The sequence below is a fragment of the Treponema primitia ZAS-2 genome (assembly GCF_000214375.1).
Taxonomy (GTDB): Bacteria; Spirochaetota; Spirochaetia; order Treponematales; family Breznakiellaceae; genus Termitinema; species Termitinema primitia.
Genome location: NC_015578.1, coordinates 2,132,347 through 2,154,047, shown reverse-complemented (window position 1 = coordinate 2,154,047; position 21,701 = coordinate 2,132,347). Strand labels below are relative to the sequence as shown.

The 21,701-nt window shown below is 53.1% G+C and carries 3 protein-coding genes; all 3 read left to right on the top strand.

Translation table 11 applies throughout. The features are described from left to right. Positions 1-78 precede the first annotated feature (78 nt). The 3 genes from TREPR_RS09485 (at position 79) to TREPR_RS09475 (ending at position 21,672) form a co-directional block, all read left to right on the top strand. Positions 79-1,209: a hypothetical protein gene (locus tag TREPR_RS09485; protein WP_015708091.1), complete on the top strand. Its 1,131-nt coding sequence runs from the start codon at positions 79-81 to the stop codon at positions 1,207-1,209. A gap of 171 nt (positions 1,210-1,380) precedes the next feature. Then, the gene (locus TREPR_RS09480) at positions 1,381-3,696 is read left to right on the top strand and encodes a hypothetical protein (protein WP_015708089.1); all 2,316 of its coding nucleotides are present in this window, start codon (positions 1,381-1,383) and stop codon (positions 3,694-3,696) included. Between the two features lie 108 nt (positions 3,697-3,804). After that, a complete protein-coding gene (locus TREPR_RS09475; protein ID WP_015708088.1) occupies positions 3,805-21,672 on the top strand; it encodes an Ig-like domain repeat protein in 17,868 nt (5,955 codons plus the stop codon). Positions 21,673-21,701: the final 29 nt, after the last annotated feature.

Here is a 21,701-nt window from a genome sequence, read left to right as displayed (position 1 = left end):
AACCGAAAACAGCCCGGCGCCCCCAAAGGAGCGCCGGGCTTCATTTATCACCATATTTCATGTTATGTAGGTTTTGTAGTGAAAGACAAAAAAGATAAAAAAGACAAAAAAGGTGACAGTCACCTTTTTCTTTTTGGCCGTAAATACCGGGTCCCCCTAATCGCCGCCTCTTCGGTCCTGGCGATCGCCGTTTTAGCGGCGGTCCTTCTGACCCGGCCCAAGCCGGTCTGGCTGGTGGACGCCCCCTACGAACGGGTCTGGGAGCAGGTCCTGGCCGCTTCCCCGCCGCCCCTGTTTACCAGGGTAGTAGTTCTGGGGGAGGGTAGGGAGCTTCCCCGCCGCCGCTACGGGTTTATCATCACCGCCAAGGGACCGCCCGGGGGCGACCTAAGCGACGGGGTGGCATCTCAGGAAACCGGCGCGGTCAGCGGGGCTGCGTCTGACGGGGCGGCGGCATCCGAGGAAACCGAAGCCTTTTGGGCGCCCCCCATTACCATCTACCCCGCCCTGGAGGATACCCTGACGGCCACCGGGGAATATCGGGGCGCCCAGGTATTAGCCCTGGACCCCTGGATGGTTTTTCGTGATTTTAAGGACCCTGTGGTATCCCGTACCCGGGTAGATTCCCCCTCAGGCGGGGAAGGCCACCTGATCATGCCTGGCCGGGATGCCCCCTCTGTGGAGGCATGGACCGCCCAACTTTTGCAGATACAGCCCGGCGTCTTTCCCCTGGACCCGGATCTCTGGGAAAGCACCCGGGAGACCCTGTTTTCAGGCCGCCGTTTCCAGCAGGGCGCCTCCACCTACGGCTGGATAGACGCCATCCCCCTGTTTTACCAATCTTCACCCGCCTGGATCTACGCCCCCCTCAGCCGCATCCGATCCCTCCCCCCCCAGGACACCAGCAGCCTGGAAGCCAGCCGCTTCCCCGAACGGGAGGATTGGCACGAATTCGGCCTCCAGGCAGATCTACTCTGGGCCGTCCCCTTCGGCAAAGAAAAGTACGTACAAAAACTGTCTCCGGTCAAAACCTGGCTCGCCTCCCCGGAAACCCAGACCCTCATAGCCAACACCCTGGGCTGGATTCCCGCCCACCGTAACGGTGCCCCCTACAACCCGGTTTCCCGGGCAGCCCGCCTGGCCTGGCTGAGCAGCAGTTTTGTGTGGCAGATGGGGGAACAGGGCGGAAAAACAGCCTCTAACCCCTGATAATTTTTCCAAAATTACCAAATAATTTACAATAATCAAGGTTTTTTAGTAAAATACTCCGAAAATTCGTATAATAATGATTTTTATTTTGTTTTATACTATAATAAAACAGAGTATTTTTCAATATTGTTGGGTATTTTTCGATAATAACCGCATAAAAGAGGTATTTGTATGTATAAAAAACTTTCATTGGTAAGTCTGGCAATCCTGGTTCTGATTTCTTGCGAAAATCCGATACAGGCAGGCTTGGGCAATAAGGTTGATATAGAACCTCCTAAAGTAAATCTGGTATCCCCGTCTCCGAGCAAAAACCCTTTTATCTGGGGATCGAATGTATCTTTTGAAATAAACGCCACCGATGATATGTCCATCAGCCGGGTAAGCATCACCGTTACCGGGAAGAAACCTGACGGCTCCGGCAATGTCTCGATTACCAAAGATGCGACGAGCTATATATCTTCCAATGGGGGCAACTATCTCGTCACCCTGGATACCTTGAATGAATTAGGTTTTGAAGGGTTAAATGGCGATGTAACGGTTAAACTCCAGGCCTGGGACGGAACAGGCAAGGCAGTGGTTTCCGAGGAACTGCCCTTTAGGGTTAAGAACGGCCCCCCCACAGTGGAAGTGCAGACCCCGTTGAAAGAAGAGGATAAGGAACTGGCGGAAATGATTTCCGGCGGTTATTTAGGGGGCGTGGCCAATGACGATATGGGTATCGCCCAGGGCTACCCGAAAATCAAGTTTTGGCTTGACGGTAACGACGAACCTGATGACTGGTCGGACATGGATTCCGACTATCCTGATGACGGGAAAAAGTTTGTCAATTTCCGGTACTATGGGATTGCTCCCGATGCGCACCCCTACAAGCCCAGCTCCACGGTAAAGCCCCAGGGTCTGCCCACAGGGACCTACTCCTACCGCTTGCTGGTGTGGGACGGGATTCTTGAGGATGGCAAACAAATCCACGTTGCCCAATACCCTCCTAAAGAAGATGCCCCCTGGAAATTGGAAATAATAAAAGCCAATGAACTCCCCAAAATTACGTTTACCCCCCTGGTTAATGATTACCAGAATAAAGAATTTACGATCGAAGCGAACCTCAGCCATTCGGCGGGGATAGGGATAGCCACGCTCTCGGTTAGGAAAGCCGGGGATGCTGCAGCAACTATCCTGGCCCGTGCGGAATTTACGGCTAATACGCTGGCATCCGATCCGCCTGAGCGTATGGAGCGGATACTGAAATCCCATGTAATAACACCGGGAACGCCCTATGAACAAACCGACTTTGATCCAAAGTATACCGATGAAGACCTGGAGGACTATACCTTCACCGATGGCGAATATGAATTTACCGTTGCCACCACCAGTAACCAGGGCAGCGAATCCTCCAAGGCCTACACAGTCTACATAGACACGACCCCGCCTGAGGTAGATGTATCCCGGATACAGCCGAATGTTGAGGAAAGCGAAGCGACCGACAAGATGAAGCAGTTTATCGTAAACGGCTTCATTGCCGCAGATGTTGTTGCCAATGATGCTAATAACATCGGATACGATAAAGAGCAGAGCGACTACCGGGAGATCAAATACCTCATCTCTACCAGTAAAGAAGACGATCCGGTAACGCTGTACAACAATGCCGCCGCCACATTCTTTGATGCACCCGAAGCGCCGGTATACAAGAAGGCCGGCACAAGCGCATCGGTAGTCATTGATACCACCGCCTTTACCTCCCGGTTGAACTACCTGCATATTGTCGCCAAGGATAAGGCGGGCAACTATAAGCGCTCGGTAGTGCTCTTAGATGCGGATCAGGATACTGATAAACCAAAAATTGTGCTCACCAGCCTTGTCGATACCATCGGTACCGAAGCTGCACTCCTGGCCACCACCGATAACCGCCTGCTCAATACCAGGGTCATCCAGGGAAGCTTCCTTGACGATGACGGGGTCAGGCTGGAAGACATTATTTGGAAGAACGATAATACGGGCAGCGTAAAATTTTACAACAAGGACGGCGCCCCGATTACCGGAACTGTAGATGTAGTGATCAGCCCCCTTGCTCCCACCCCGGTGCCCCCCGCTTTGCCCCGCAAAGAGGTGAGCTTTACGGCTACATTGTCCACTGATGTCCCGGATGGGATATATTCCTTTGAAATAGGAATTGCGGACGATAAAATTACCAAAAATTATCTACAGACCGGTACTGCCATAACCACGGTATTAAATGCAAGCCCGGCTGCTTCCCAGCACGTCTACTTTATCCTGGATACGAAGTCTCCGGTTTTGACGGAAACTATAATAAACACCGATGCTGTCACAAGGCAATCGATGGGCTTTAGTTTGGGCGGTACGGTGTCGGACTTGGTCGGAATGAAAAGCCTGGTTATTAGTGAGCAGGGAAATGTCCGAAGCAAGGCCAAGTTCGGCTCCCAGTTTCGGGGGGATGGTATCCACCTTGATCTTCCGGGTCACGGGGGTTGATCTTCCGGAAATATCCGTGGCGAGAATATTATAGGTATAGGTCCCGTCCACGCCGGTGGAGGGCAAACTGCCGACACCCCATGTGTTTGAGCCGGGAGAAAAGCTTGGATGGTTGTATACCACAAGCTCAGTGCCGTCATCCGCGACCTGGGTGCCTATGGCACCGGAAACTGGATCAGCGGAGAATCGAACACCCTCAGGGGAAAGGTCTATGATGCGGATGAGGTGAGCGCGGTATTTTATAAGATAGTTGCAGTCCCCGCTGCCGTCCCCACAGAAAGCGCCAAATCCGATTTTGAAAATCCCATAAATGGTTGGACAAAGAAAACTATCGCCAGCTCAGGGGAATCCAACTGGAGCGACACCGTTAATACTCCTCCGCTGCCTGAGGGCCGACATGTAGCTTACGTGGCGGCCTTTGACGCTGCGGGAAACTGGAATGCCAACTGGGCTCCGGCAGAAATTCCGGGTACTTCCCCGGTACAGTATTACAACTATGCTGCCTATCCATTCGGTGTGGATTATGCTGCGCCCACAGTTTCAACCATCAAGTTTAAAGATGACCCCACCAACACCGTCACCTTGAACGACCTGGCTACCGGTGTACACCGTAATACAGGTTTCTCCGTAGGCGGGACCGTCAGCGATACCCACGATTTGGCGTCCATAACCCTGCGCCAGGTTTTTGTACCCGCCCCCGGCAGCTCGACGCCGAGCCATAACATTCCGATAAGCGCCACTTATACTCAAACGCCTTTCGGGAGTGATACGTCCTGGACCCTGGATATCCCCAGTCTGCCCAGGGACCCTGGCTCTCCTTCCAGCCTGGCCAATCTGAGCAGCCATACCTATGACGGCACCTACACCTACACCTTTACTGTAACGGATATTACCGTTAGTACTGCTACTGCTGCTTACCCCAGAACCTCCACCTATACCTTCACCGCCATTGTGGACACCACCGGGCCGGTAGTAACCATAAGTACCCCCACCGCCGGCATTGGTATCGGCGACACTACCCTGCGTATAAGCGGGACGAACCTGGATGCCCTGAGCGAACCAGATGCTGTTTGGTACACTATTGACGGTAACCCCCTTTACTCAGGCACAAAACCATCCCCAACATCCGTATCGCCGTTTAATATTGTTTGGCACAAGATCGACCCAGGCTGGGTTGATCCGACCGCATCGACCCCAGGGGGGGCTGAAGGAGTACGCTACCTGCATGTGTTCGCCTACGATAGGCTGGGTAATGAGAGCGTCGATATTGTGGACCGGCAGTTCTATTTGGATACTGCTCCGCCGGTAATAGATCACTTTCAATCTCTGGACACAACTCTTATCGGTGTGAAAAACTACGCCCATGGCGATTACATAATTGAATTTGACGCCACCGATTCCAATGCCCTTAATACACCTAATAGCGTTACTATCACCAGAAACGGCGAAAACCTGCCGTGGTCCGTAAACGACTATGTCCTTACTATTTCTCCCATGCCAACTCCTACGGATACTACATCAGTCCATGTTAAATTGGATGTCACAGCCCCGGCACAGGGAGAGTATGAGTACATTTTTGATATAAAGGATATCGTCGACAAACATAATACCCAGGAACTTGACCCCTATAGAAAATTTATCGTTAGGGTGGATACCACTCCACCGAAACTGACCATAGCGACCGGGCCAACTAATAAGGCGGACATAAACTTGTTACCTCACTTGTTGACCACCCCGCCTGTTACCGGTGATGTCTGGATTGATGATGCCGCTCACATTCTCGGTGGATCAGTCTACGATGACGATGCGGTAAGCGCAGTATTTTATAAGATAGCAAGTTCTGCCCCCACTGGAAGCACCAAATCCGATTTTGAAAATCCTGCCGGGGCTGCAATAAATGGCTGGACAAAGGTAGCTATCAACCCCGATTCTACCTGGAGCAGCTCCATTACCGCCCCCGAAGGGCGGCATACGCTCTATGTGGCGGTCTTTGACATTGCGGGAAATCTGAACAGAAACTGGTCTTCCCCTTCGCCATATACCTATACCCCCTTTGAATTCGGGGTGGATGCCACTCCGCCTACCCTGACTGCAAACACTCCGGCTGCGGTAAGTAAAAGCGGCTTTACCCTGAACGGCAATGTGTCGGATAGTAACGCCCTGCACAACCTGGTGGTAGTCCAAACTAAGGCGGGCGTGACTGGCAGTACAATTGTTTTAACCCAAACCACTACAGGGACCTGGACAACCCCCAGCTTGCCCTCTACGGTTATCGGCGACGGAATCTACACCTATACCATCACCGCCACGGATAAAGCGGGCAGGACCGCCGTGGAAACCCGGACGGTCCAGGTGGACGATACCGTACCGACCCTGGGGACAACAACCCTGGGCACTATAAACACCCTGACCGGGGTTATAGACAGCGCGATCACACCTCCCTGGTTGAGTAATAACTTAGATGCCGCTAACTTTACTTTCAACATAACCGTACAGGATACCAACAAGTTAGCTGCGGTGTACTATAAGGTAGCTAATGCTGATCCCTCTATTACGGCAACTTCCGGCGATAGTGCTTTAACCGGCGCCGGCTTTACAAAAATAGCGTTTACCGGAACCAACTTCGACCAGACCGTTACTGTTGCCCTTCCTGCATCTTCGGGCCTGTACAAAATCTATGTGGCGGCCATTGACGCCGCAGGAAACCAGAACAACAACTTGGTCCCGGCTGTAATCCCAGGGACAGGGTCTCCCGGTACTCCGTACTCGGGAACTAATTACACTCCCTTTGAATTCGGGGTGGACAAAGAACTTCCGACGGTGAGCGAAATCATAAATACCTCCGATACCCAGAGGCGGGGGCTGAACTTTGGCTTAAGCGGCACCGTTGGGGATGGCAATGCACTGAAGAGCCTGGTTATTACCCAGCAAAAAGATTCAGGTCCCGTGGTGACCATATACAATCAACCGACTAACCCGACAACCCCCTTTACTTCTCCCACATCCAGTACTTGGTCAATCGCCAATGGGCTGCCCAGGGATCCTCTTAGCCCTTATACATCTATTACCACACCCGCTCCCAGTGTGGACGGGACCTACATCTACGAGATTACCGTCACTGACATAGCCGGAAGAACCGCTACGGAAACCCGGAAGATCAAGGTGGATACCACCCTCCCGAAACTGGAAACAGAATTGTCGGTGAACGTCAAGGCAGACATAGACCTGAACGCGAAATTAGTTTCCCCTGCATTCGCCCCTACTGAGATATGGATTAACGGCGATGCAAACCTGCTCCGGGGAACCGTCTATGATAATGACGAGATAGGGGCGGTATTTTATAAGATACTGCCGTATTTAGACAGCGCACCCGGTGAAACCACGCGGGCAGCTTTTGATCTTCCGGCTAACAACTGGATAAAGCTGGACACCGCCGGGCCTGGGCAGAAGAGCTGGACCGCCAATACTGCTGCTATCACCACTGAAGGGTGGTATAAGGTTTATGTAGCAGTGTTTGACGCCGCAGGAAACTGGAACAACAACTGGGATCCTCCCCTGGCCTATAACAATTATGCCCCCCTGGCATTCGGGGTGGATGCCACTCCGCCTACCCTGACTGCAAACACTCCGGCTGCGGTAAGTAAAAGCGGCTTTACCCTGAACGGCAATGTGTCGGATAGTAACGCCCTGCACAACCTGGTGGTAGTCCAAACTAAGGCGGGCGTGACTGGCAGTACAATTGTTTTAACCCAAACCACTACAGGGACCTGGACAACCCCCAGCTTGCCCTCTACGGTTATCGGCGACGGAATCTACACCTATACCATCACCGCCACGGATAAAGCGGGCAGGACCGCCGTGGAAACCCGGACGGTCCAGGTGGACGATACCGTACCGACCCTGGGGACAACAACCCTGGGCACTATAAACACCCTGACCGGGGTTATAGACAGCGCGATCACACCTCCCTGGTTGAGTAATAACTTAGATGCCGCTAACTTTACTTTCAACATAACCGTACAGGATACCAACAAGTTAGCTGCGGTGTACTATAAGGTAGCTAATGCTGATCCCTCTATTACGGCAACTTCCGGCGATAGTGCTTTAACCGGCGCCGGCTTTACAAAAATAGCGTTTACCGGAACCAACTTCGACCAGACCGTTACTGTTGCCCTTCCTGCATCTTCGGGCCTGTACAAAATCTATGTGGCGGCCATTGACGCCGCAGGAAACCAGAACAACAACTTGGTCCCGGCTGTAATCCCAGGGACAGGGTCTCCCGGTACTCCGTACTCGGGAACTAATTACACTCCCTTTGAATTCGGGGTGGACAAAGAACTTCCGACGGTGAGCGAAATCATAAATACCTCCGATACCCAGAGGCGGGGGCTGAACTTTGGCTTAAGCGGCACCGTTGGGGATGGCAATGCACTGAAGAGCCTGGTTATTACCCAGCAAAAAGATTCAGGTCCCGTGGTGACCATATACAATCAACCGACTAACCCGACAACCCCCTTTACTTCTCCCACATCCAGTACTTGGTCAATCGCCAATGGGCTGCCCAGGGATCCTCTTAGCCCTTATACATCTATTACCACACCCGCTCCCAGTGTGGACGGGACCTACATCTACGAGATTACCGTCACTGACATAGCCGGAAGAACCGCTACGGAAACCCGGAAGATCAAGGTGGATACCACCCTCCCGAAACTGGAAACAGAATTGTCGGTGAACGTCAAGGCAGACATAGACCTGAACGCGAAATTAGTTTCCCCTGCATTCGCCCCTACTGAGATATGGATTAACGGCGATGCAAACCTGCTCCGGGGAACCGTCTATGATAATGACGAGATAGGGGCGGTATTTTATAAGATACTGCCGTATTTAGACAGCGCACCCGGTGAAACCACGCGGGCAGCTTTTGAAGCTGCGGCTCTTACGCCTAATAACTGGATAAAGCTGGACACCACCGGGCCTGGGCAGAAGAGCTGGACCGCCACTACTGCTGCCATCACCACTGAAGGGTGGTATAAGGTTTATGTAGCGGTGTTTGACGCCGCAGGAAACTGGAACAACAACTGGGATCCTCCCCTGGCCTATAACAATTATGCCCCCCTGGCATTTGGGGTGGATGCCACTCCGCCTACCCTGACTGCAAACACTCCGGCTGCGGTAAGTAAAAGCGGCTTTACCCTGAACGGCAATGTGGAAGATAGCAATGCGCTGGAAAGCCTGGTTATTACACAGAAAAAAGGCTCGGGCACGCCGATGGTGATATACGATCAGCCGACTAATCCGACGACCGCCTTCACTGGCGGTTCTAATACCTGGTCTATATCTAACTTGCCGACCGTTACTGGCGACGAAACCTACGAGTATGTGATCACCGCCACGGATAAAGCGGGTAGGACAACCCTGTTGACCCGGACGGTCCGGGTGGACGATACCGTGCCGACCCTGGGGACCATAGCTGTACTCGCCGGGGTTATAGATCCGGCGTCAACCACCCCCTGGGTGGGCGGTACCTTTACCTTTAAGATACCCGCTGCCGATAACTACAGTTTAGCTAACCTGTATTACAAGATACAGAAAGCGACTGACGACGCTCCTTTAATTAACGCAGCATCCGGGGACTCCGACTTTTTAAGCAAAGGCTTTACCAGGAAGCTTAGCAGCGGAACCTCCGACGAATGGAGCATCACGATTAATCCTGCAACAGACGCCCCCATTTGGAGTGGTAGCGCTATTGTTGAAGGGGAGTACAAAATCTATGCGGCGGTCATTGACACCGCAGGAAACCAGAACAACAACATGGGCGCCGCCTTTGATTTCGGTGTGGATACGGGTTATCCGACTCTGGTAGAAAATGTAATAAACACAAATGACCAGGTAAGGAAGCCCCTAAACTTTGCTCTGGGCGGTACGGCCTCTGACACGGTTGGGCTGAAAAGCCTGATTATTACGGAGAAAGAAGCCGGAGTCTCGACCCCCGTAACGGTATTAAATATAATCTCATTTACTAATCCCGGTTCTAATAGTTGGTCTGTTCCCTCCATGCCCAGCACCAGCGCTGAGGGAACCTACACCTATACTATCACCCTCACGGATCTTGCCGGGAGGACGGCTAGCCTCACCCGGATAGTGACCGTGGATGTCAGCCCCCCGAGGCTGGTAGACAGGTCCGCCTTAGACAGCGCCCCGGCAAACGTCAGCCTGGCCACCGAGGGCAACACCATATCCGGGGTCCGCTGGATTGACGGCATTCCGAACACCCTCAGGGGTTACGTTTCCGACAACGACCGTATTGCTGCGCTGTTCTATAACATAGTGCCGGACAGTGAGACACCCCTCGATACAACAACCTATAACCTTGGCACCACCCAGGCTAACTTTGATACTGCCACTGCGAGTACCGATGGCTGGAAAAAGCTGGAAATTAACCCCAGCAACGAAATTAACTGGGCCGTCATCCTTCAGACTTCGGCTCTCCCCATAAGCACTGAAGGGAAGTACACAGCCTACGTGGCGGTCTTTGACGCCGCAGGACTCCAGAACAACAACTGGGACCCCGCAACGATCCCGGGTACCGCCTCACTTTACCCATATACGCCCCTTCACTTCGGGGTGGATAAGACCCCGCCAATTCTTACGGATACTATCAATACCACCGTAACTCAGATGATGCCCGGCGGCTTTAGCCTGGCGGGGACAATTGGGGATACTAACGGCCTGCAAATCCTGACGGTAAAACAGGAAAAGACCGGCGTTGTGGTAGACATTGACCCTTCGGCTATAAACTATGATACCGTTTGGAGCCCCGGGGACTCCGGTACTATAGGCTGGACCATCAACGGTCTGCCCAAGAGCTCGGACGGTTCAACTCCCTTGAGCGGTACTGCCGCTTCCGGAACCTACGTCTATACCATCACCGTCACTGATATTGCCGGCAAGACCACCCAAATCATCCGGACGGTCACGGTGGATACTACCCCCCCGAAACTGGGCGCCCTGGGAGCCGGAACCGGTGCTGCGGCGGATGTCAAGTTGGCCGCCTTTACCTTGGATGGCGGCGTTAACTGGATTGGCGGTACAGGGAATACCCTCAGGGGTATCGTCTCCGACGACGATCAGGTTGACGCGCTGTTCTATAGAATACAGCCCTTTGGTGACCTCGCCCCGACCTATAACCTGGGTACCAACAAAGCTGCCTTCGTTGCGGATACTGGTTGGAAAACTCTGAACATTAGCCCCACCAATGAAATTAACTGGGCCGATGTCCTTGATCCTACAACAAACACCCTACCAATCCCCATAAATGGGGTAGAAAGAAAGTACAAGGTCTATGTGGTAGCCTTTGACGCCGCAGGAAACCAGAATAATAACTGGACGACCTCAAACCCGTATACAGCCAATTATCTCCCCCTGGAATTCGGGCTGGATTTGGCTCCGCCGACCCTTACGGAAACCACCGTCGGCGCCACCGCCCAGGTAAAGCCCAGCGCATTCAGTATGGGCGGGGCTGATTCCGACAGCTACGGCCTGAAAAACCTGGTGATAACCCAAACCAAGGGCAGTACAACGGTAACCATTGATACTCAAACTTTCACCACTAACCCTAACATCACCGCCACTACCTGGAGCGTCACCAACCTGCCCAGAGATCCGATCACCCCGGCCAACGTTGCTACGGGCGCCGATCTTCCGGGAACCTACACCTATACTATCACCCTCACGGACCTTGCCGGAAAGACGAGCCAGCTCACCCGAACCGTGACCGTGGATAACACTCCCCCGAAACTGGGGGACCTGTCGGCGGCGCTCGCCGCCCCAGCAAATGTCAGCCTGCGTAACCCGGGCAGCACCGTAGGCTCCGTTACCTGGATTAACGATGCCACGAACGCCATTAGGGGCACGGTCTCCGACGACAACCGTATCGCTGCGGTGTTCTATAATGTGCAGAAGAACCCTCTCAGCACGACAACCTACAACCTCAGCACCGCTCAGTCTATCTTTGAGGCGGAGGCCGATGGCTGGAAAAAGCTGACAATTACCCCCAGCAGCGAAATTAACTGGGAAGCCATCCTTAATCCTAACGACGCTCCCATAGGAGCGGGCACTGCCGGAAGCGCTGTAGAAGGGACCTACAAGGTCTATGTGGCGGTCTTTGACGCCGCAGGAAACCAGAACAACAACTGGACGACCCATTCGCCCTATACCTATGCCCCTCTTGAATTCGGGCTGGATAAAGCCCTGCCGACTGTGACGGAAACTACAATCAATACCACCGCAACCAAAGTGGTAACCGGCAGCTTTGCTATGGACGGCGCGATTGGCGATACCAACGGTCTGGCAAGCCTGGAAATAAAACAGCAAAAGCAAGGCGGCGCTGAGGTAATCCTTGCCAGTACAGTTATTACCTATACCTCTACCAGCTCCTCCGCCTTCCCCAGCGGGGCTCAAAACGATGCCTGGCACGTCATCGGTCTGCCCAAAGCCGCTGACGGAAGTTCAACCCCTGCGGATCCTTCCGGAACCTACACCTATACCATCACCGTGACCGATATTGCCGGAAAGACAAGCCAGCTCACCCGGACCGTGACCGTGGATAAGACCCCGCCGAAACTGACTATCCAGGGAGCGGCAAACACCGCCCCGGCAACTATCAGCCTGGCCAACCAATCCAATAACTACATTAACCTCGACGTGAACACCCTCCGGGGTACCGTCTCCGATGAAGACCAGGTTGCCGCAGTGTTCTATAGAATAGCGGTAGGAAGTGCGACATTACCAACCCTACATGCTAACCAGGCCCTTTTCGAGGCGGATACTACGAACTGGACAAAACTGCCCAATTCCCCCGCTGCCCGCATCGACTGGAACACCAGCCTTGATCCGACCGCCCTCCCCATAAGCAGTACCGAAGGGGAGTACAAAGTCTATGTAGTGGTCTTTGACGCCGCAGGAAACCAGAACAATAACTGGACTCCTGCCACTAACCCGGCGACCTCCTCCGCATACCCCTATACCCCCTTCACCTTTGGGCTGGACAACAACCCCCCCGGAGCTACCGCAGTTAAAGTGAACGATAAAGTCGATGCCAGCACCACTGGGGCAAATTACTATGACAATGATGTGAGTCCCCACTTTAAAACCGGTTTCTCCATTACCGGTGCGGTTACTGATACTAACAAGTTGGATTCCATAACCCTGACCCAGAGGAAAGACGGCGGGGCCATTGTGACTATACCCCTTGCTGTTACAACGGATTATATCAAGACAATCCTCAACACAAGTTGGGATCTGGGTATTAAAAACCTTCCCAGGGATGAGTCAAACCCTGCTAACCTGGCTAACCTGAGCACAATTGCTGCGAACGGGGTCTATACCTATACTCTGACCGTCAGGGACGTTACCGGCCGCACGGATCGCACGGTTACGAAGGTATTTACCGTAACCATTGATACTGTCGGGCCGGTCATAACGGTGCAGAATCCCAGCTCCGGAGCCACCGCCACCGGGACCACCCTGTACATAAACGGGACCGCCTCGGATACCCATAGCCCCGAAGGCATAGCGGTATTTTACAAAATTGATTCGAGCAGCACCTTTATTAATCCTTCTATAAGTAACTTGGACCTCACTGCGAGTCCTGATCCAACCTTGACAGATTGGACTTTTGTGGGCGGGGCAACCTGGGGTGGTAATCCCGCGATAGATACGAGTACCGAAGGGAACCTCTACCTGCACCTGGTTGCCTATGATGAGTTGAAGAATCAAAGTGCCACCCATGTGGACCGGCCCTTCTTTGTGGATGCCAGTCCGCCCCAGATACAAGCTTGGACGCCCGCTGGCCTTAATACTATTGATGGGTATACCTATGCAGGGAAAGATTATACCTTTGCCTTTAACGCGACTGATTCCAATGCCCTGAGGGCAACCGATACGGTAAAGATCTTCAGAAACGGCGCGGAAATCACCAGCGGCACCGGTATATCGATTAACGTAGGCACAGGTTCGGATCAGTCAAAGCCGGTTACTGTAGCCTTCGAAGACCAGGCAGATGGGAATTATACCTACAATATCGCTGTGTATGATGTTACGGGGAAGGAAAACACCCTGGACAATAATACACCAGGTGATACTTCGGATGATCACAAGAACTTTACGGTCATTGTGGATACAACCCCGCCGACCACCAGCCTGACCATGGCCCCGGCAATGGTCAGCAACGAGGGCATGAATATTCCGCCCCTGCTCGGCTTAGTTCCGACAACAAGACTGGACAACATAAACGGGGTTATCAAATTTGCCGCCTCGGCTATGGATAATAACGGTATAGATGGGGTCAGGTACTTCTTTATACCCTCCACCTATTATAGCAGCTTTAATCCCATTCCGGCTTCTACGCAGACCGAATTGACGACTTTCTACGCCGATTCCTATGGGGCAGATTTCGATTCAACCTATGCGGCCTTTGTTAATACCACTACGGACCTGGATGATCTTACCGAGTACAAACTCTATGTCATGGCCCAGGACAGGGCGCACAATATCAGCGTTTCTACCCCCCTGACCGTCTTTGTGGATCAGCGTACCGATAGCCCGGTAGTAACCCTGAGCAGCCCCGCCATGGGGTCCGAGCTGTCCGTGCTGGGTGCCGGTACAACGGTACGGGGCATAGTGCGGGACGACGACGGGATACTGGGTGGTTCACTTCAAATTAGGTTCCACAATGGAACCGGTACTGGTGCTTCTGGTTGGCAAAACGGTACCGGCCTTTGGACGACCATACCGGTAGCTAATATTACCGGAACAGATCGGGAAAAATCCTTTACCTATACTATTCCTGCCACAGGCATGGGTGGTGATAGCTTTGTTAAGCGGGTTGAGATACAGGTTTCCGATGATAGTGCTGTAAAGCTGGTTACGGATCCTGACACAACTCCTGATACAACGAACATAATCGTTCTCCAAAACTTTAACTGGGATATCACACCTCCGGCGATAGCCATAACCCCTGGCCAGGCTGAAACCTATAAAGCCCACTTCGCTATTACCGGGACCGTAACGGAACACAACCTGGATACTTTCCGTGTCAAGCTTGACACGGACCAGTCTGTTAATTCGGTGGGCACTCACAATGATTCTACCACAGCCGTTGAATTGCACCTGGTTGCCGGTGGTGATACCAAAAACTGGACCCTTACCATTCCTGCCGCAGTCTTTGACACCCTTGACGATGGGCTCCATTCTGTTTCCCTGGAAGCAACCGATAAGGTGGGCCTGACTTTTACCCGCTCATGGAACTTCTACAAGGATACCACAGGCCCGGTAGTTTCTTTCAACAATATTAACGAAGTGCTAATTCCCAATAGCTATACCGGAAACACTTTAACGACTGCACAGAACGGTGAAACGATTCTTGCGGATGCCAACCCCATACTGCGGGGGACCTTTACCGATGACTATTCAACGGTTCCCACCGGCGCCGGCTATTTTAGCTACCGTTTTGACGGAGCCAGTGACTGGGTCCCGGGGACTTCCGCCGGCTCAGGCAAGAATGTGAGCTGGGCCATCCCCCTGACCGGTTTGAGCTTAGCCGACGGGCCCCACAAGATTCAGATCAAGGTATTGGACGCTCTGGGCAATGAGGGGAGTACCCCGGGCCCGCTTGAAGTTGTCACTGTCGGCGATGACCCCATTTGGATGGGCTTCAAGATAGACACCACGATTCCGACGATTACCATCATCGGTCCGGCTTCGGGGACCGTATACTCCACCCAGACCACTACCCCGATGTTCACCCTGACGGGAACGGCCTTTGACGCGAACCTGAAAGAGGTCTCTTTTACCCGGGACGGGAATTCTGCCACAACCGTTGCCGGTCCCTTCGGAACCCCGGACAGGACAAAAACCTTGAGTTATGTTGGGGTAACAAAACCCGTGTTTGACGCATCTACTTTTGCCCAGGGTACCCACACCATTACTATCAAAGCAACCGACGATGCGGGACGTACCGCCAGCGTGGATTGGGTCTTCATCAAGGATACTGCCCCCCCGGTGGTGGAATTCAGCAACGTGGCAGCCACCCCGCTCACTACTTTCGCGGACCCGAATCCCATAGTTTTGGGCCTGGCCCGGGATACTTACGGGGTACAGACCCTCACCAGTACGCTTGCGAAGAGCAGCGACGGTACAAGCACCGGTAACTTTACTGATGTCATCCAGGCAGCTACAACCCTCATAGCGCCCCCGGATTCAAACATAGGGGACACGGTGGTGAACTGGTCTAAGGACTTAGGCCCTACAGGATTAGTAGTTGCTGACGGCTATTACAGAATAACTATCAATGCCACGGATATGGCGGGTAACGCCATTACCCCGGTGGTTCGGGATTTCCGCATCGACAGGCAGAGTCCAACTGTAGCCATAGACACGGCACTATCGGTACCTGCGGGGACTGATCCTATAAAATCCTTCTACAATAGCGCCATAACCATCTCCGGTACCGCTTCTGACTTGAACGGTATTGCCAGCGTTAAAGCCGAGTTGGATGGCCAGCCCTGGACCGCAACGAATGCGACTTCCACCGGTGACTCCACCTACGCTACCTGGAAAGTTACCATTCCTGTCACTGGCGGCAGTACCCTCCCCGAAGGGAGCCATACCCTGAACGTAAGCGCCACCGACGGTGCGGGTAAGATCAGCACCGTAGCCAGACAGATCACCTATGACAAGACCCCGCCCACCGCGTCCTTTAACTCCCCGGACACGGGAAACAACGTGACCCTTACAGTGGGAAGCGGCGTTCTCACCGGGGGCATTTACCAGATCATAGATTCGGAAACCTGGATAAACGGCAGCGCGGAACTCCGGGGTGTCAGTGAAGACGCCATAAGCGGCGTCGCATCCATCGCCTATCACCTGGGTAAACTGGGGGACAGCGAAACTGCTACCGATGCCGCCAATGAGCTGGTCTATAATGCAGCCTCATGGACCGATACCCTGCTTACCAGTGCCACTCACGCCTCAGGCTGGTCCGGCGGGCTCTACTACTGGACCTACCAAAATAGTAACTTCAGCGGCTATTCAGCCAATCCCTCTGATGTCAATCCTGCCGTCGGAAGCGCGTTTTTCCTTCCCTTCTACATCAAGGTAAGCGATCAGGCGGGCAATATACGGGTGCTGCGCTACAATGTAGCGGTGGATCCTGATTTGGATATACCCCAGGTTGCCATCGCCAACCCAAGCAACGGGACCAAGGTAGGCGGCGAGGTCCGGATTTCCGGCACCGCCACTGACGATGACTGGATATACGGGGTACAGATCCGGATTATTGACACCACCTCAAATGCTTATTACAGGGACCCCGATGACAGTTGGATCAACGGTGATCCTGTTGGCCCTCCCACCGCGGGGAACCAGGAAGATGGCTGGGTATGGGCTACCATAGTAGGTAATACCGATAGGGTAGTAGCATGGTACTACAATGTTAATGCCGACGGTGCATTGAGCCCACCCACAGGCGCCCTGCGCCCGGTTACCATACAGGTCAGGGCGGTGGATACCCAGGTCCCGGAACATAATGCAGCTACCCGGGTAGGGTTCCCCAAGGGGATAAACGTTGAATTTGACGGCGGCGTTCCCACCATCACTAATATCAAGGTTACCAAGGGCCTCGTAGAACGGCCATACGGCGCGGGAATGCGTGCCGGCGGAACCTTTACGATTACTGCGGATGTCACCGACGAAGGGGGCATTAAAAGTATAAAGGCCCGTCAAAACGGGGAGTCCCTCTTCACGGATATGCTCGTAACCCTGCCCACAGGCTGGCAGGTTACGCCCCCCACAAATGTTGGGCGTGCTAGTTGGGCTTTTGGGAAGAAATACCATATTATCACTCCCGGCAGCGCCTCACAGGCTGACTGGGAGGCCATTGACCTGGATTATTCTGTCGATAAGGTCTATGCAGACGGGACCATGATACGGGCAAAAATTGATGGCAGCTCATGGCCCGCCGGCGGTTCAGCAACGGCCTATGAGGCAATAGGAACCACCGCAAGCGCTTCTCCGACAGATTCAAACTGGGATGGTCAGTTCTTTAAGTATTCAATCTCCTTTATAGTGGATTCTACCAGCTTCTTCCCCCTTACCCACGCCACTAAGCTTCCCACGGGGAATTACATCCTGGATCTCCAGGTAACCGACAACAATACGATACCCGCACCCTTTGTTACACTCGCAACTATCAATATCGCTATCGATAACTTCTACCCTGAGACGACGATTACTACCCAGTACAGCGCCTCCACCAGTCAGTTCTACGTGTCCGGTATAGCCAGAGACTATAGCATCCCACCCGCCGCCTCTTCCGGGCCAGTCCAGGGAGTTGAGCGGGTGCTGGTCTACTTCCAGCGGGGAACCAATTACCTCAACGCCTCAGGCCAGGTGAGTTCCACCATGACCAGCTACTCCAATGTGAAGAATTTTGCTGCCGGTGGGACCATTGTGCCGACTTTCAACAATTTCCCGGTACTGACCCAGGTCGGTGAGGTATGGAAATCGGTTCATGCCATGGTGATCGACAAACAGGAAATCGGCGCCACTACGGATAGTGATGGTGACGGTACCTTTGCTGAAATGTTTGACGGCACCCCAGACAAGGAATGGCAGGCCCGGTTCGATACCACTATTAATGCCCTTGGTGATGGCCCCCTGACGGTTCACTATGTGGTGATGGACCTTGCGGGTAATGCAAGCCATTATCAAGAGGATATTTACATACGGAACAATCCGCCCATCATCAGGGAATTCAACCTGGGTACGGATATCAATGGCGACGCAGCCGTAAGCTCCTGGGTGAGTGCCACCAGTCCCGGAGAATTCAACCGAAACCCCTGGACGGTGAGCGCCATTGTAGGAGGGGAGCTTGATCCTGACAGCAGCAACTTTGGTAAAATCACTACCAACTTTACGGTACGGAACCTGAAGCTGCAGATAGACCTGAAAACCCTTTACGGAAACGGGCTCAAGCGTTACAATGTTACCCATGTAACACAGAATGGTACCGCTACAGCGGCAAGCGCCCTTACGGTGGGTCAGGTCTATACCATTAATACCGAGGGGAATACCCGCTGGACCAGGCTGGGCGCTCCCAGTAACCTTGCGGGAACCACCTTTGTTGCCCTGAAGTCCGCGTCTGCTTCCGACGGGACCAGCGGTGACGCCTACGGCTATACCCAGGTAGCCACTACAACCCCCAAGGCAGGGAATTTTGCCAGTTCCACCACCCATGATGTGACAGTTTCCTATAGTACCGGTACGGATTTTACCGGCATTAGCGATTCTCTCATTGGAGATACTACAACGCTTATGCGTAACAAGCTCTTCATCGTCAAGGTTTATGATTCGACAACAGGGGGCGCTGAAGCCCAGCAGCTTGCCCAGGCGGCTGTCTTCAGTATTGATGTGGATAACGTGGACCAAACGCCCCCCAAAGTGGTGGTAAACCCCTTCTACTGGAACAATGCCTCGGATAATTCCCTCTACGGGAACAGTAAAGATAACGGCCACATAGAGCTGGAAGCGGATCTGCCCTCCGATAAATTTACTGGTACTACGGGTATTCTGGACAAGGATCCCAAGGTTTCAGGGCAGATAAGCATACGGGGAAGCGCCGAGGACAACAACATACTCGGTTCTCTCTGGTTCTATATGGAAGGGTTTAGCTTTACCGGGGCTGCGAACACTATCAGTGATAATGGCAGAATTTATGCCCAGGCTGCTTCCTACACAGGAGGCGTCCTTACCGGCGCCGGTAATTGGGCAACAAACGGTTGGCATCTTACGGTGGAGCCCCTGTCCCACGATCAGGAAGGCCATAAGGTAAACTGGCGGCTCGATCTGGATACCAGTAAAATTGCCGATTATGCTGCCTCTGACCGGGCCTTCAGGGTTATTGCCAGGGATTCTTCAAATACCCCTTCCCTGGGAACTGCTACCCAGACCACGACGGCTGCTGCCAAAACACCCTATTACCGCATGGACGTGGTACCCTATATCTCGAAGATTAGTACCGGTGTGCGGAATCAGGGCGGCTTAAAGGACAATAACATCCGTTCCGCCGACGGCAAGTACTCGGTAATTCAAGGCTCCAATGCCAACTTTATAACCGTTACAGGCTTTAACCTTAGGCCCATAGCCAACGGGGTACGGATCCTTACTGCTGCTCAGAATGACACTTATAACCCGGCGACAACGGGCTATGCTACAGTGGGAACAGCCTTGACCTTTACCGGCGCTACTGCAACCGGGTTCTCAGCCACTAATGCTTCCACCAAGTCAGGATACCTGGCAGTATACAGCGGAACTACTACGGCGCCGGTGGGTACCCTGAATAACATCAACGCCAACGATTCCCATGGGGCATATACGCTTACTTCCAGCACCAACGGCCTGGACCAGGAAAATATGCCCAACCGCGAAGCTGACCGCTATAACACCAAGAACATACGCCTCACCGATGACCGTTACCTGCAGTTCTATACGGTTAAACAGACCGACGTTAAAAACGGGTATTACCCGGTCATGCTTATGGAAGGGGATAATCCGGTATTCGGGTACCTTGATTTGACCGGCGGTTCCAGTGGAACCCCCGCAATAGGAGCGAACAAATATGCCGGTACCTATCAACCCACTCATGCCATGCCCCAGCGTACAAGATTTGACCTTGGGACCGGAGCGCGGCAGGATACGGAATATCTGATCAAGGCGTCTATCTGGGACACCATGGGTATGGCCAGGGATGAATCGGGCAGGTACATCCATGCCACTACCTATAACCGGGACGGCGCGACATTCCACCTCATTTATGACCGGTATGCGGAATTACACACAAGTTCTGGATTAGGATGGGGAAGCGGTACCGGCTATTCCGATTATAATGCCTACACTGGTTATAACTGGGCATTTGACAACACTAATAATGCGATTGCCCTGGAAACCGTCAATTTAAACGCCCTCTTACTTGACCGGTATCAGTACCCCAAAATTATTGCCAAAGGGAATTCCGCTACCAGCTATGCCAGGTATTACATGACCTATTTCGACAACCAAAGCAATCAGCTGATTTTCCGTAATTTCAGAATAGGTGTTACTACAGATGTTACTGAAACCAGACAGTTGTACCACAGCGGGCTGGATAACAAAGGTATTGGATTTGGCGCCCAATCCCGCACCAATCTTACAGAGAATACCGGGACAGGAAACACCACCTGGAGCACAGGCCGCCTTGAGGCTGCTTCTGGGGCGTCCAATTATTTTGATATGGCAGTAACATCCAGCACTAACATTGTAGTTATTGCCTATTACGACAAGTCCGATGGGCGCTTAAAAATCAAGTACTCCTCCGGGCCTGTGGACGGAAGTAATCCGACTGCGCCGGTAACCTGGACCAATTCGCCGGTAAATGCCAGCCTGCCCTACTATGTGGGCACCCATGTCTCCATGGTAATGGACGCCAATGACGGCCTGCACATTGCCGCCTTCGATGCCATAGACAGCGATCTGAAATACATCTACATCCCCGACCATACCGCCAACTCCTTTACGGCGGTAACGGTGGATCAGTATGCGTCGGTAGGAAACTGGACCCAGATTAAACTCCACCCCTCGACGAAGAAACCCTATATCGCTTATTACAACGCCACTGAAACCGGCGGCCATGATAGTATCAAGATGGCCTACGCGAAGGACGCCGTTACAAGTCTGGCTTCTGTCAAAGGCGGGGTGGACGCTAACGGCTATACCACCGGCGACTGGGAATACATGACCGTCCCGGCCATGACCGAGCCCCAGGGCGGCAGCACGAAGTTCCAAAAGGTAAACCTGGACTTTACCAGCTCAACAAATGGCTACAAGCCCGTGCTGGGCTACCTGAGTGACTTCATCGAGTTCTCTTACCCGGTGAATGAGTAACAGTTGATCAGACAGAAAAGGTGACAGTC